12 protein-coding genes and 1 pseudogene are annotated in these 15,520 nt (G+C 42.9%); all 13 read right to left on the bottom strand.

Annotated elements, in window-relative coordinates:
• Positions 1–39 precede the first annotated feature (39 nt).
• Positions 40–1,548, bottom strand: coding sequence for an NAD-dependent dihydropyrimidine dehydrogenase subunit PreA (gene preA, locus BQ9856_RS08610; RefSeq protein ID WP_077610659.1), 1,509 nt, complete (start codon positions 1,546–1,548; stop codon positions 40–42).
• Positions 1,549–1,552: 4 nt separating this feature from the next.
• Complete coding sequence (gene hydA, locus BQ9856_RS08605) at positions 1,553–2,932, bottom strand: dihydropyrimidinase (protein ID WP_077610658.1); 1,380 nt, start codon at positions 2,930–2,932, stop codon at positions 1,553–1,555.
• Positions 2,933–3,026: 94 nt separating this feature from the next.
• Complete coding sequence (locus BQ9856_RS08600; protein ID WP_077610657.1) at positions 3,027–4,196, bottom strand: ABC transporter substrate-binding protein; 1,170 nt, start codon at positions 4,194–4,196, stop codon at positions 3,027–3,029.
• 36 nt (positions 4,197–4,232) lie between these two features.
• On the bottom strand, positions 4,233–5,042 hold the full coding sequence (locus tag BQ9856_RS08595) for an ABC transporter permease (protein ID WP_077610656.1): 810 nt from the start codon (positions 5,040–5,042) through the stop codon (positions 4,233–4,235).
• 11 nt (positions 5,043–5,053) lie between these two features.
• Entirely contained in the window at positions 5,054–5,869 is an 816-nt protein-coding gene (locus tag BQ9856_RS08590; RefSeq protein ID WP_077610655.1) for an ABC transporter permease, read from the bottom strand.
• 2 nt (positions 5,870–5,871) lie between these two features.
• Positions 5,872–6,699 (bottom strand): ABC transporter ATP-binding protein, encoded by an 828-nt coding sequence (locus tag BQ9856_RS08585; RefSeq protein WP_077610654.1) that lies wholly within the window; start codon positions 6,697–6,699, stop codon positions 5,872–5,874.
• Positions 6,700–6,787: 88 nt separating this feature from the next.
• Entirely contained in the window at positions 6,788–7,939 is a 1,152-nt protein-coding gene (locus BQ9856_RS08580; RefSeq protein ID WP_077610653.1) for an iron-containing alcohol dehydrogenase, read from the bottom strand.
• A gap of 24 nt (positions 7,940–7,963) precedes the next feature.
• On the bottom strand, positions 7,964–9,289 hold the full coding sequence (locus tag BQ9856_RS08575; protein WP_077610652.1) for an aminotransferase class III-fold pyridoxal phosphate-dependent enzyme: 1,326 nt from the start codon (positions 9,287–9,289) through the stop codon (positions 7,964–7,966).
• A gap of 264 nt (positions 9,290–9,553) precedes the next feature.
• The gene (locus BQ9856_RS08570) at positions 9,554–10,714 is read right to left on the bottom strand and encodes a PucR family transcriptional regulator (protein ID WP_077610651.1); all 1,161 of its coding nucleotides are present in this window, start codon (positions 10,712–10,714) and stop codon (positions 9,554–9,556) included.
• Positions 10,715–10,940: 226 nt separating this feature from the next.
• Positions 10,941–13,076, bottom strand: coding sequence for a ribonuclease R (rnr, locus tag BQ9856_RS08565; RefSeq protein ID WP_077610650.1), 2,136 nt, complete (start codon positions 13,074–13,076; stop codon positions 10,941–10,943).
• Between the two features lie 131 nt (positions 13,077–13,207).
• Positions 13,208–13,441, bottom strand: coding sequence for a preprotein translocase subunit SecG (gene secG, locus BQ9856_RS08560; protein WP_077610649.1), 234 nt, complete (start codon positions 13,439–13,441; stop codon positions 13,208–13,210).
• A 105-nt stretch (positions 13,442–13,546) separates the two neighbouring features.
• Positions 13,547–14,728, bottom strand: coding sequence for a hypothetical protein (eno, locus tag BQ9856_RS08555; RefSeq protein ID WP_077610648.1), 1,182 nt, complete (start codon positions 14,726–14,728; stop codon positions 13,547–13,549).
• Positions 14,729–14,871: 143 nt separating this feature from the next.
• Positions 14,872–15,520, bottom strand: a pseudogene (locus BQ9856_RS08550) (phenylalanine--tRNA ligase subunit beta); the annotation flags it as partial.

Below are 15,520 nucleotides of genomic sequence, written 5' to 3'. Positions count from 1 at the left end.
ATTTCATAACGATTCGCTGGCCTCATACCTGACCCTTTACTATACTCTCTTCTTTTTCACCCTGGTGCCTGCCGATATTGCGCCTACCGGGCATACCAATGCGCAAAGATGGCACCCTACACATTTTTTTCCGTCCATAACCGGTTTCTTTGTGTTTTCATCCTGCTTTAATGCCTGATGTCCTCCGTCATAGCAGGATAAGTAGCATCTTCCGCATCCCACACATTTATTTCTGTCAAATTTGGGGTAACTGATGGAATCTCGTTCCAGTTCATCTGCCGGTATGGTATGAACCAGTGCTTTCCCAACAATTTCTTTTACACTTTTATAGCCATGGGAACTTAAATAATATTTCATTCCTTCTATCATATCATCAATAACCCGGTACCCATATTGCATGACTGACGTTGTAACCTGAATGTTTTCACAGCCAAGCGCCATAAACTCAAATGCATCTCTCCAGGTTTCAATTCCGCCCATTCCACTGACGGGCGCATGAGACAGTTCGGGATGGGTTTTCATTGCATGGATAAACCGTAGAGCAATGGGTTTCACTGCCTTCCCGGAATAACCTCCCACACTGGTTTTGCCTTCCACAAAAGGTCCGGATACAAAAGTATCTGTATCCACGTTCATAATGCTCTTTATTGTATTAATGGCTGCAATTCCATCCGCTCCTGCCTGCATTGCCGCAAGTGCCGGTATTTCCATATTTCCTATATTAGGTGTCATTTTTGCCAAAACAGGAAGATGCGTTCCTTTTCTCACTGCTTTTGAATAAGCTGCAACCAGTTCCGGATTCTGGCCCACATCAGAGCCTAATCCATTGGCTGCCATATGAGGACAGGAAAAATTACACTCGATGATATCCGCACCTGCTTCGGTTACAACTTTTGCAAGATAAGTCCACTCTTCTTCAGTCTGGCCCATAATGGAAGCAACAAATATCTTGGTCGGATAATCTCTTTTCAAATCCCTGATAAACGCCAGATTTTCCTCTAAGGTATGATCTGAAATCTGTTCTATATTTTTAAAGCCGACAAAAGGAAGTGCTTCCTTTTTCAGAGCATCAAATCTGGGGGATACCTCCTGGGGAACAAAGACTCCAATGGTTTTAAAGGCAACCCCTGCCCAGCCCATGTCAAAGGCTTTTGCTACCATCTCGTAATTGCTTCCCACTACGGAAGAAGACAGGAAAAAAGGATTTTCACATGGAATCCCGCAAAAATCTATGGATAAATCCACTTCTTCCATCTCCGGCTTAATATAGGAAGAAAGTTTTTCAAACATATCAGGTATAGGGACCGGTGTATTAATTTTTCCTTTTAAGCAGGCTGATAAGCACGGCTTATCTGTGCAGTTCTGACAGGGAAAATTTTCCGGAAGGCGATTGATGGCGCCAGCCTTATTTTCAAAACGATAGCACCGTATTATTTTGTCTATTCCCAGTTCATAAGGACATGCTTTGGTGCAGGGTGCCTCATTGCATAAAAGACAACCGCCAGCTTCCTCTAAAAGGGAAGCTTCTTTGTATAATAATTTATTCATTTTATCACTCCAAACCATATTTTTGAGGTTCTCGCTTTACAAAGGTTCCATACCCCGGAGTTCCTACAAATTCCCCATTATCATATACTAATGTCCCTCTCACATAAGTTTGTACCGGATAGCCTTGTACCTTAATTCCTTCCCATATGGTGTGATCATAATCGGAATGCATATTATCGACGGAAATGGTTAAATCTTTATTCCTGTCATAGATCACGATATCCGCATCTTTTCCAACCGTCAAAGAACCCTTCTGGCTGCATCCGAAAATCTTGGCCGGTTTGGCTGCACAAAGTTCTACCGCACGGTTGAAGCTTATTCTCCCTTCATTGGCTTTGGATAGCATATAAGGATATAGATTCTCTATTCCCGCACAACCGTTGGGAATCTTTGTAAAGTCGTCTTTTCCCCAGTCTTTTTCATAGCTTTGGAACGGACAGTGGTCGGTTGCCACCGTATCAATGCTTCCATCCATAACCGCTTTCCAGAGCGCATCCTGACTTTCCTGATCCTTCATAGGCGGAGAGCAGACAAAGTTCCTGCCATCTTCTCTTTTATAAACATCACAGGTAAATTCCAGATACTGAGGACAGGTTTCAATATAAACAGGATAGCCATCTCTCTTGGCAGCGACTGCTGCTTCCAGACCTTCCTTATCAGCCATATGTACGATATAAAGAGGTGCATCTACTGATTTTGCCCAATGCACTGCCCGTTTGTCTGCTTCAGCCTCCACATATTCCGGCCGGCTCAAATAGTGGTACCATGCAGATGTTTTTCCCTCTGACTTAAACTGCTCAATATTCAAATCAATGACATCGGGGTTTTCAGCATGAATATTTGTGATGGCTCCTGCTTCTTTCGCTTTTTTGAGTATTCGGACCAGGGTACCGTCATCCACCATCATGCCTTCTTTTTTATAAACAAGGAAACATTTAAAACTGGTTATGCCATAATCCACGGCTGCTTCAAATTCGTCTAAAATGGCACCTTCGTTTAGATCCGTGATACAGCAGTGAAATGCATAATCCACACAGGCTTCCGGGTCGCACATATCCTTTCTTTCCTGAACCGTTTCCACGATTCCTTTTCCTTTTCTTTGAATCGGATAATCAAATACGGTGGTCACACCGCCGCATGCTGCCGCTCTTGTTCCTGATAAATAGCCGTCTGCGGAAACCGTTCCGCCAAAAGGCATTGCTAAGTGGGTATGTACATCAATCGCTCCAGGTAAAACAAGTTTTCCAGCGGCATCAACAACTTCTTTTGCATCAACCGATAAATTCATTCCAATGCAAACGATTTTTCCGTCTTTTACTGCAATATCGCCCATAAATGTTTCTTTTTCCGAAACAATCGTTCCATTCTTAATTAATAAATCCATCGCTCTTCCTCCTTAACAGACATGTGGGTGCATATCGCACCCACGATTCTTGCTGGTATCTGGTCTTATGGCTTTTCATTTCCTTAACGGTGCTTTATTCGTTTACCTTATATACAAGTACTAAGCCGGATCTCTGGTATACCTGTGATACGGCAATCAAATTCATGCCGCCTGCATTTGCTGCAATCAGGTTTGCATCCCAGGTCACACCAAAATCTACCTGCCCGGAGTTTACTGCTGTTGTTTCACCGATATCTCCGCCGCCTGGTGTAATGGTTACATTTAAGCCGGCATCTTTATAATAGCCTTTTGCTGCTGCCACATAATAACCCATAAACTGCGCCTGAGGCAGCCATTTTAACTGAATGGATACATCTGTTTTTTCCGGTGTGCCCAGTTCTACGTCACTCATTGCATCGGTCCAGTAAGATGCATCACGGAAATCATCCAAGGTTAACGTCTGTAATTTTTCCGCTGCAGCACTGTCGTCTAATTTGATGTATTCTTTAGCTAAATCAAGGGTCTGCTGCAGCGCTTCATCATCCAGTTTTCCAAGATCAACTACTTTATTCCCTTTTGTATCTGTTTCCACTAATTTCTTCACTTCTTCTGCCATGTAAGCCTGATGCTCGCTGGATACGGAAGAACCGGCATTGAATACGATTTCAGCGGCTTCCTCCGGATTCGCACAGGCATACTCCCAGCCTTTCATGGATGCGCGGACAAATGCTTTTACTGTGTTGGGATTTGCCTCTGCAAATTCCTTTGTCGTAAAAATATTATCCTCAAGCATTGCTACTCCTTCATCATTCATATCGATGTATTTTACCGAATCCCCATAAGAATATCCGCCTTTGTATGTGTTCTTTACAAGACCAAGCTCGTTATAGGTCATGGCAGAAGCCAGCAGAATGGAATCATCATCAAAGCCGTCCATGTCAAATGCCTGACTTAAGAAATCGGTGCTCTGACCATATTTGGTCAAAAGAGCCTGAACCTCGTACTCATTGCCAAGGCCCCAGTTGCCGACCTTTCCTTTGCTTGCAGCGTCCACTACGATATCTTCTGCGCCGGCACTGGCAGAATAATATTTTCCTGTACTCTCAGGTTCTTTCGTGCCTGTCTCTTTGGCTGTTGTACTCTCTGCTGCTGCCGTTGTCTGAGCTGCTTCTTTCTCTGGTGAACTTCCGCAGCCTGATAATGCTGCCGTTGTAAGTGCAAGAGTTAATGCTGCTGCGGTTAAATTTCCTGTTCGTTTTTTCATAAATAATTCCTCCTCAAAATGAATGTTATTTCTTTCCTATTTTCTTCCCTTCAGCAAGGTACCTTCTGCTGCAAGCAATATTCCATACATAATGATCCCGATGAAACAAGCTACTACAATGTACGCCCAGGCAGTTGCATACTGGGCAAGCACGATATTTTCCCGGATCTGTCTGCCTACCCCAATGATGAATTCAGCAAAATATTCACTGACTAAGGCACTGATGATGCTGGCAGGTACACTGACTCTTAAGGCAACAAATATGTATGGTACACTGTTTGGGATCCTCAGTTTTAAAAAGACTGTTGATTTACTCGCCGCATAGCTTTTCATCAAATCCAATGAAAATGGCTTTAATTCGTTTAAACCTCTGTAAGCATTGATGCTCATGGATACCGTACAGGTTATGGTGACTACAATGGTCTTTGCCAGCATGCTTCTTACATTGGCATCGTCACTGAAATCCTTTGTTAAATTATTTAAGATCGGGGCAATTGCAATAATTGGTACTGCACTGACAGCTGATGCAATGCTTAAGCCGCCGGCACCCCATTTCGGAAAGACCGTTGCAATGACTCCCAGTAAGTATCCAAATACAGAGCCGCAAAGAAGTCCTCCGGTTGCTACAATTACGGTTGCCTTTACATTTTTTATAATTGCCGGCCCATTATCCATAATGATCCTAAGGATTCTCCCTGGAAGAGGAAGTGCAAATGTATCTGCTCCGATCAACTTATGCAAAAGCTGTGTCTGCCATAGAATCAGCAAAAGGATACCAAATAACACCGGATAAAGTACCGTTGCGGCAGACTGTTTATCCCATTTGAAATATCTTTTTTTCTTCATGTCCTCTCCTTTTACTTTTTCTTCTTTTTCTTATATGGTGATATGGTCTGCTCCAATAAAACCATAAGATAAAAACTCAGAATACCAATAATAGCGCTTAAAAATACAATCTGCCAAAAGATATAAATGGTAGTGGCATGCTTTAATGATTGGGAAAGTGCGGTTCCCAGTCCTGCTCCTCCCTGCAAGGTGTCAACAAGGATTGCTGCTGTGATTGCCATGGGTGCCGATATCTTTAAGCCGGTAAAAAAATACGGCAGGGAAGACGGAATCAATAATTTCCGGTAAATCTCGAATTTACTTGCTGCAAGGGAATACATCAGTTCATGTTTTTCTTTTGAAACGGATTTAAATCCGGCCAGTGTATTGGTGGCAACCGGATAAAAGGTCAATATTGCAGCAATGATAATCCGGCTTTTATTAATGTCTTTTGTGATGGCAAGAACAATTGGCGCCATACCAAGAATAGGAATCATCTGTATCATCATCAGGTATGGAAACAATATCTTCTCAACCGGTAAAAACAAATTCATCAGCAGCGCAAGTAAAAATCCAACTCCCGCTCCTATTACAAAGCCGATTCCTGCCCGAAGAAACGTAATTCCCGCATTGCTTAATACAATCTGAAACGCGGTCTGGGTTCCATTTACTTTATTGGTTTCAACCACAGATCCCAGGATCTGATACAGATGAGGCAGTACATTCTCCGGAGAACGCTTGGTTCCTTCTATTACGGTTGCCCCTATCTCCCATAGGATAACGAGACCGATCACCCACACAAGCGTTACCATATACTTGGAAGAAAGTATCTTTTTGATTTGAATCATACTCATACCCCCTCAAAGCTGTTTCTTACCTTGGATACCAAAGCATTAAATTCCTGGGTTTCCTTCATTTCTATTGGTCTGGGCCTTGGAAGATCAATGTCTACAATGGCTGATACCCGGCCCGGATGAGGAGAAAGCACTACCACCCGGTCAGACAGATAAACGGCTTCCTGAATGTTATGGGTAACAAATAGTATAGTCTTATTGGTCTTCTGCCAAATACGCAAAAGATCCTCATGAAGCTTTTCCTTTGTAAATTCATCCAGAGCGGAAAACGGTTCATCCATTAAAAGGATTTCCGGCCGGATCGCCAGGGCTCTTGCGATATTGACCCTTTGCTGCATCCCTCCGCTTAACTCATGAGGATATTTTTCTCCGAACTCCATAAGTCCCACCAATTCAAGCATTTTTGTTACTCTTGCCGTCCGGTCTTTCTTTTGCATACCGAGTAACTCCATCGGCATACATACATTTCTTCGAACCGTTCTCCATTCATAAAGCACCGGTGACTGGAACACGATCCCATATTTTTTTTGCAGGCGGATCTCTCTTGGTGATAAGCCCCGAACGGAAATATTTCCTGATGTCTTTTCCTGTAAATCGGCAATGGTTCGAAGTAAGGTCGTTTTTCCGCATCCGGAAGGTCCAAGAAGAGAAATAAATTCCCCCTGCTTAATTTCCAAATTAACATTGGATAGTGCTGCAATTGGTTCTCCACCGTTTTTGTCAGGGAATTTGACACTTAAATTTTCAATTTTAATTTCCGTTTCTCTTGGAAGTGATGCGTCTCTTTCTTTAAATTCTTCATCTATGATCTCTATATTCACCATTTAAATCCTCCTGTTCTGCAAACAAGGGTGTAAAGCTTTCGCCTTACACCCTTGTAAGTTTCGTTCTGTTCGTAGGAAGTTTCATGATTTAAAACAATCTACTATATATTTTTAATAAATCTTCTTTGGAAATCTCTTTTCTTGTGTTAGAGGGACTTCCGCTCGCCATGGCATCACCGGCCATCTTATCGGAAACTGCTTCAAAGTCTTCCTTCCGGATTCCATATTCTTTCAGCGTTGGAATTTCACATTGGCTGCAAAGCTTCTTTAAAGCTTTAAAAAATGCTTCACTGGCTTCTTTTTCATCGGTTACTTCCGTTGCTGCTCCGATTGCTTTAGCCATATCAGCAAATCTGCCGTAACAGCCGTCGGCCACATAAGACAAACACTCCGTAATTAGCATAGCGTTTGAAATACCATGGGGAACATGAAACAATGCTCCGATGGGCCGGCTCATTCCATGGACAATGGTTACCGATGCATTATTGATACAGACACCTGCTTCAAATGCGGCAATGGACATCTCTTCCCTTGCTTTTTTATCTGTTCCATCCTCATAGGCAAGAGGCAAATATTGAAAGATACGTTTGATTGCAGATAATGCATAAAGATCTGTCAGGGCATTTGCCTTTCTTGAGACATAAGACTCCACTGCATGAGTTAAAGCATCCATCCCGGTTGCAGCGGTGATGCTTTTTGGCGCTGTCACCGTAAACTCCGGATCAATGATGGCTATCTCAGGAAGTAAGTCATCACCTTTTAAAAGCATCTTTACCCCTTTTTCCGTATCCGTTATCACCGTAAACTTTGTTGTCTCTGAGCCGGTTCCGGCAGTTGTAGGTATGAGCACCAGAGGCGGAAACTTGCCTTTGATCTCAACGCCCATATAATCTGCGATATTTCCTTTTAGCGTGGTCATAGCTCCGATTGCTTTGGCACTATCCAACGGACTTCCTCCTCCGATTCCAATCAGAAAATCACATCCGGAATCCTGATAGGCCTTTACACCTGCAAGAACCATATCATCCGTCGGCTCGCCTGTTATATCATTAAATATTTTATAATCGATTTTCCACCTGTCAAGATAACCGGTAAGCATAGAGACTGTTCCCATTTTTGTTACTATTTTTCCTGTTACGATAAACGCTTTTTTGCCTAAGCCCTTTATTGCATTTTCACTGCTCTCTAATGCATTTGCTCCTAATATTGTTCGTCCCGGTAACGTAAATTGAGCTGCCATAGTTCACCTCTTTTTCTTTATCAATTATAAAAACTCCCGGTCTACAATCGTAAGTACTTCATCCATTTTGGCCAGCTCTTCTTCCAGCTGCTCCTTTGTAATAATCAGCGGAGGTGCAACTAATATCATATTTTCATGGGTATAAGTCATAAACTTCCGCTCTTTTAAAAGTCCTGCTATTTTTCCCATAATGCCTTCCGGGTCTTTCCCGTATGGTACCAAAGCTTCCTTTGTCTCTTTGCTTTTCACAAGTTCAACGGCTGAAAATAAACCGATGTAGCGGACATCTCCCACACATGCATGGGTCTTTTTCATTTCTTCCAGCTTTTCACCTAAAACCTGGCCGACCTTATTTACATTGCCTAAGATATCTGCTTCTTCATAATAATTGACACATGCAATACCTGCTGCACAGGATAAGGGGTGGCCGCTGTATGTAAGTCCGCAGGATAATAGGTTATCGTCAAAGTATGCGGCAATCTCTTTGCTGACCGCCACTCCGCCAAGAGGAACATAACCGCAGGTAACTCCCTTGGCAAAGGTTACAATGTCCGGTTTAATATCAAAATGTTCAAATGCAAACATTTTGCCGGTACGGCACCAGCCGGTCATGACTTCATCGCATATCATTAAAATTCCATACTTATCGCAAAGGGCTCGAACCCCGGGCATATATCCTCTTGGCGGAATCAGGATTCCATTTGATCCTGTAATCGTCTCCATCACAATGGCTGCGATGCTGTTTGGTCCTTCATACTGAATCTGCTCTTCTAACTTTGTTAAGTAATAGCTGGAAGCCGCCTCCTCTGACTCAAAATCAATGGCTTCTCTGTAAACATAGGGATCAAAAAATTTCACAAAACCAGGAACTCCCGGCTCCAATGTGTATCTTCTTGGCTCTCCGGTTAAGTTACCGGCGCCAAAGGAAGAACCATGATAACTTCTGTACCGGCTGAAGATTTTATTCTTTCCGGTAAACATTCTCGCAATTTTTACGGCATTCTCATTGGATTCTGCCCCTGCATTGGTAAAGAATACTTTTCCCATGGTATCAGGCATTAAATCAATAATTTTTTTTGCAAGAACTGCTCTAGACTCTGCACCGTAGGAGGGTCCTACAAAACAAAACTGATCTACCTGATCCTTAATTGCCTGGCTGATGGACTGATTTCCGAAACCAAGATTCATATTCACAAGCTGAGAGGACATATCACTATACCGGGTGCCTTCGTAATCCCAAAAGTAAATTCCGTCTGCCTTTTCTACTGGAATTGGATTTATGTTTTTCTGCTTGCTCCAGGATTGTAAGTTATATTCCTTTAATGTACCTCTAATCTCTTCACCCAACATGTTCTTTTCCTCCTACAAAAAAAGCAGCGGACCGATGGCTATGTAAGCATCGTCGCTGCATTCATTATTTTACTAAGTGAAATACGGCACTGATCTTGCGCGTATTTCCTTCTGTCTTTGACATGGTAGTATTATAAGCACAGTCAAACAGGGATTGCAACCAGCAAGTGAACAAAGATAATTGTGCAGTTGCACAATTACCGTCTTATGAAACAGCTTCCCAGAAGCCGTTTTTGTGCATAAACAGGGCATTATGCCTTGGTTTCAAATAATATCCTGAATATAGAAGCCCAGATATAATTTTACCTTATCTTCTAACTCCATAGGATTGAATCCGGTTATTGTTTCAATTTTCTTTAATTGATTTGTCACTGTGTTTCGGTGAATATACATTTTCTCCGATACCAGCTGAAGGCTTCCGTTATTTTCTAAATAAGTTCTTAGCAAAGAGATCAAATCTGTTTTGTTTTCTCTGTCATACTTTTCCAACAAACCAATGGTATCATTGTAAAAACTCCTCAATACGGATCGTTCTTTGACCGAATATAAAATTTTATAAACACTTAAACGGTCATAAAAAAGTACCATTTCCTTTTGCTTTTCCGCCATTTCCATGGCCGATATGGATCTCTCAAAATTCTGCTCCTGATTATAGATTCCTGGCTGATTGGAGCTGATTCCCAGATGAACCAGTGATTCATTTTTCTCTTTTTTCACATGCTCTAAAAAGTCTTTTACAAAGCTTTCTATTTCTTCATCCGAGTAATCGACCAATACAAATACAAGATTTTCTTTATACGTAAAGGAGATAAATAATTCGTGGATTTTTCTTGCTGTTTTTTCTGCATATATGGTAAGCCGATCCATAAATTCTTCAAAAGCTGCACTTTCATTTCTTTCAGCCAGAAGACTGATAAAGCAAAATGTGTCGCTTCTTTTATAACCGTTGCGCTCCATCTGTAATATCTGGGATTCCAAATCTCCAATGTTAAATATAATATTCTTGATCGTAGTCGCCATACTGTTTTCTACATTGTCATTTACCATGATCCGGCGGCAGAAATCCCTGGTCATGTCGACCATTCGGGTCTCCCACGGTATGGTAAACAATGGCATATTGACTTCATCACAGTACTCTGCTACTTCTTTGGGAATTTCTTTTGTATGAGGTCCTAAATTAACTACAAATGCACTGACCCCTGACATATTCAGCTTTTTTGCAAAATCCAAAAGCCAATGATCGGATTTGTTTAAAATTCCCGCTGTAAATACCAGTTCATAACCATGCAGAAAGGGGCTGACCGCATCATCCTCAATGATATGGACCCATTGAACCAGGTTATTCATCCCGTTCCTTCCGGCAACCAATTCCATCTTATATAAGAAATATGCATTCTTTACTAACTTTTTTACGACGATTGCCATAGAAAATCTCCCTTCTGGAGTTAATTTTATTCGTATATGTACCAGTGAATCTTTTATAAGTATCACTTAGTTTTAACATTTCAAAGGTATCGAAGGAATAAAAAAGAGTTTGGATTTTATTTCAAAGGAGCATATGGATGAAAGAATCAGGGATTTAATCCTGTACAAAACAAGACCAAATCCCATGTGTTCGATCAAAAGAATATAGATAGTTCAAAACTGATAATTACTGAAACTCTTTAGCCGGAATAAAGTCGATGGTACGCAAAAGCTTATCCGTACTGGCCACCATGACCCGAATGGGCTGTCCCAGCTTGTAAGTCTTTCTCGTCATCTCTCCCACCAGTTCATAATGCTCTTCATCAAAATGATAATAATCGTCCTGGAGCTGGTTGACATGAACCAGACCTTCTACCGTATTGGGAAGTTCCACATAAAGTCCCCAGTTTGTCACTCCGGAGATTACTCCATCAAACTCTTCTCCAATATATCTCGACATATATTCGCATTTTTTAAGTTTAATTGTTTCTCTTTCTGCCTCATCCGCTCTTCTCTCCGTAGTGGAAGCCTGAACAGACACCTGGCCTAAGATCTTATCATAATGGCTGATTCTCTTATCACTTAATCCGGCCCTTAAATTCTCCTTAATGATCCGGTGAATCTGTAAATCCGGATATCTTCGAATAGGAGAAGTGAAGTGGGTATAATATTTGGCGGCCAGACCAAAGTGTCCGGTATTGGTCACGGTATATTTTGCCTGCTTCATGGAACGGAGAGCCAGACGGCTGATTAACGCTTCTTCCGGTGTATCCTCTGCATTGGCAAGCAGCTTCTGGACTTCTTTTGGGTAAACTTCTCCGTTATGGAACCGGATGGAGTAACCGAAATTGTTGATCAGGGTAGCTAAGCTCTTCATTTTTTCCGGATCCGGGTTATCATGGGTCCGGTAAAGGAACGGGATTTCCTGCCAGAAGTAATCTTCCGCCACTGTTTCATTTGCCATCAGCATAAAATCTTCAATGATTTTCGTTGCGGCATTGCGGTCATATGGTCTGATTTCCAAAGGTTTTCCCCGTTCATCAAGAATGACTTTTGTCTCTGGGAAATCGAAATCAATGGACCCTCTTTTCTTTCTTTTTTCCCTAAGAATATCTGCCAGTTCTTTCATCTGTAAAAACATGGGAACAAATGCTTCATATTCTTTCATCACCGCTTCATCACGGTCTGTTACAACTGCATTCACTGCTGTATAGGTCATTCTCCTGTCCACATTGATCACAGTTTCTGCGATCCTGTGGCCAATGACATCTCCGGTCTCATCAATATCCATGATACAACTGAGAGCAAGCCTGTCTTCTCCCTGGTTCAAAGAACAGATCCCGTTTGACAGTTTATGGGGCAGCATGGGGATCACACGGTCCACAAGATATACACTGGTTCCCCGTTTTAATGCCTCTTCATCAAGAGGACTGTATTCTGTCACATAATTGGTCACATCCGCAATATGAACTCCAAGAGTATACACATTGCCTTTCTTTGATATGGTGATGGCATCGTCAAGATCCTTTGCATCTTCCCCGTCAATGGTAACGGTCTGTAAATTTCTTAAATCCAGACGTCCCTGCATATCTTTACCCGTAATCTCATCCGGCACTGCTGTCACCTGCTTCATCACGCTGTCCGGAAATTCCTCAGGAAGCCCATAAGCCCTTACAATCGAAAGAATATCCGTGCCCGGATCATTGACATGTCCAAGAATTTCCGTAATAATCCCTTCCGGTTTCCGTCCCGGTCCGCCAAAATCCGTCACCTTCACAATCACCTTGTGGCCTGTCATGGCGCCCATATCCTTGCCCTGAGGCACAAAAATATCCTTTGAAATCTTCTGGTTATCCGGAATCACAAAGCCAAAGCTCTTATTTTTCTGATAATAACCTATGATCTGCCCATTGGTGTGTTCTAACACCCTGATCACCTGGCCTTCTGCCCGTTTGCCATTGCCAGGTTTCGTTTCCGCCGATATAAGCACCGTATCTCCATGAAGAGCGCTGCCTGTTTTCTCCTCCGGAATAAAGATGTCCTGTTCCAGCCCTTCTACCGTTACAAAGCCAAAGCCCTTGGGATGGCCCGAAAACACTCCGGCAATGGAACCGATATCCGGCTTTCCATACTTGCCCTTTTGTGATACGCCAATCTTTCCTTCTGCCAAAAGAGCATCCAATACCTCTTTTAAATCCTCTCTCTGTTCTTTGGGAATATCAAAGAGAATGGCCAGCTCCTTCAATTTCATCGGTACATAGGCTGGGTCTTCAAACAGCTTTAGAAGCATGGCTTTCCGTTGCATTAACTGTTCTTCTGTCATTGTTTCCCTCTCTTATTGTCTTTCTTTTTCATTCTTTCTCTATTATCTTCACTTTACCATAAGGTATTACAAAGTTTTCCCATAATGCGAAAAAAACACCCTTGTTACCATACCACAAGAGTGTTTAATCTTTACAGTATATTCAGATTCAGTACTAACGCAAGAATAAAAAACAGGACTGCTCCGTACTTTGTAAATTTCTCCAGTTTCCCTTCCATGGAACGGCCCTTGTTTCTGCCCCAGTAAGTATCTGCCATACCACCGATCGAACCTAAGCCCTGACTCTTTCCTTCCTGTAACAGGATAATTGCTGATAAAGCAATACATATGATAACAAATATGATTGATAATATAATCCTGATCATGTTTCCACCTCCTATAGTCAAACACCGGTTATCATACCATAATTTCTAAGCAAATACAATATATTTTTATATTTTTTCATAGGATTTTTTCATAGGATCGGCATTCTATCTGCATTTATGATAAAATTCTTCTATGCGGAGAAGTTCATTATATTTGGCCGTACATTCTCCTCTGCAGGGAGCACCGCTCCTAATATAATCGGCATGAATTGCAGCCGCCATATCGGCAAGGAAGGGCTCTTCCGTTTCTCCATAACTGTTAGAAATGATCACCTTATGACCCGCTTTCCGGGCTTTCTCCACCATTTTCAGTGCCCCGGTAACAGTTCCGGCCTGTTCCATCTTAATAACGGTTCCATTGGCAGCAAAAAAGTCATCGGACACCATTAAAACACGATGCTCCAGCATCCGCATCATCTGGCTTCTTCCTTCTAAGTCCTCCTTCCACAGCCCATCCATGACCGTACAGACAGGAAATCCATCCGCCAGCCTCAGATAATAGGCAATCATATCCTTTTGACCCCGGTTTATGGGAATTCCGCCTTTTTTGCTTTCCTTTGAAAAACGGTAAACTCCCTCATCTTTTTCATATAACCGTTCCGCACCGGCATTGACAGCCACCAGAACATCCGTCCCAGGCTTATAACCGCTTAACCGAAAGGCATCCATCAAATAACGCAGCGCTTCTTCGGTGCTTTTCATATCCGGCATAAAGCCTCCACCTTCCCCGGTGGAAGTATTGTAGCCGCTCAAAGCCAGAAGTCTTTTTAAAGTCTGGTAAATTTCCACCCCCATGCGTAATCCTTCCGAATAAGTTTCCGCTCCCTGCGGGACAATCATAAGTTCAAGCAGATCAATACCCTTTTCGGCATCTCCTCCGCTTATCATGCTCATCATGGGAACCGGCATTACCGGCGCCGAGGTTCCACCCAGATAGCGGTAAAGAGGAAGCCCTAGTCCGGCACCTGCCGCCCTTGCAACAGCCATGGATATGGCTAAGACCCCATATCTTCCGCTCTTGCCTTCCATTGTTTTATCCTCTGCCGCCTGCAAAAGCAGCCTGTCAATGCGTTCCTGATTCGATGCGTCCTCAAACAATATGGCTTCCGACAGCCAGTCACTCACAAGCTCTGCCTCTTGTTTTGCCTTTCCGGCATTCCCCAATGAAACCAGCGCCCTTCCGTGTGCGCCATTTTCCAAAACTGTCTCAGCCTCGACCGCCGGATTCGACCAGGAATCCAGAACGATTCTTCCTGTTACCTCTATGATATCCAGTCCGCCAAACATGATTTTGCCTCCCTGTCTTTTCACTCATTCCTATCGTAAGGATTGACGGAATTTACCAAAACCATGCAGGCGGAGATGAAAAAGATGTCAGGATGCATTCCCTGCAAATCCTGACATCTTCCTTATTACCAAAAAACTATATTTTAAGCCCTGAGCTCAATTCCCAGTCCCTGTAATCCATTCAGGATCTTCTTCATCACAGCAAGAACTTCCTGATCCTCCAGAGTATGATCGCCCGCACGGAAGGTAATGGAATATGCCACCGACTTGCAGCCGGCTAAAACCTGCGCCCCCTCATAGATATCGAAAAGCTGATAACTTTCCAGCATCTTTCCTCCACGCTGCTCAATGACTTCTTCGATCTGTCCAACCAGTATATCCTTCGGAACCACCATGCTGATGTCTCTGGTAACAGCCGGATACTTGGCAATTCCGGTATATTTGCGGTCAAAGCTTGTAAACGGGATCAAAGATGGCATATCGATCACAGCTACATAGGCACGATCCCCGATTTTATAATTATCAGCCACATCCGGGTGTACCTCGCCCAAATAGCCGATGGTCACGCCGTCATACACAATATCCGCCTGTCTTCCCGGATGAAGGAAGGTTTTCCCGCCTTTTGGATCGTAATGAGGCTTTTTGTGCATTCCCGCCTGATCGAAAAATTCTTCCATAACGCCCTTCATGTCAAAGAAATCGCCATCCCCGTACATCCCCAGGGTAAACTGCATTCTTTCGTCCGGAAGCTCTGTAAGCGGAAGCGCCTTGGGAAGATAGATGTTGGCCAGT

The sequence above is a fragment of the Clostridium sp. Marseille-P2415 genome (assembly GCF_900155545.1).
Lineage (GTDB): Bacteria > Bacillota > Clostridia > Lachnospirales > Lachnospiraceae > Lacrimispora.
The sequence above is the reverse complement of the archived record's forward strand: the minus strand, read 5'-3'. Positions and strand labels throughout refer to the sequence as shown.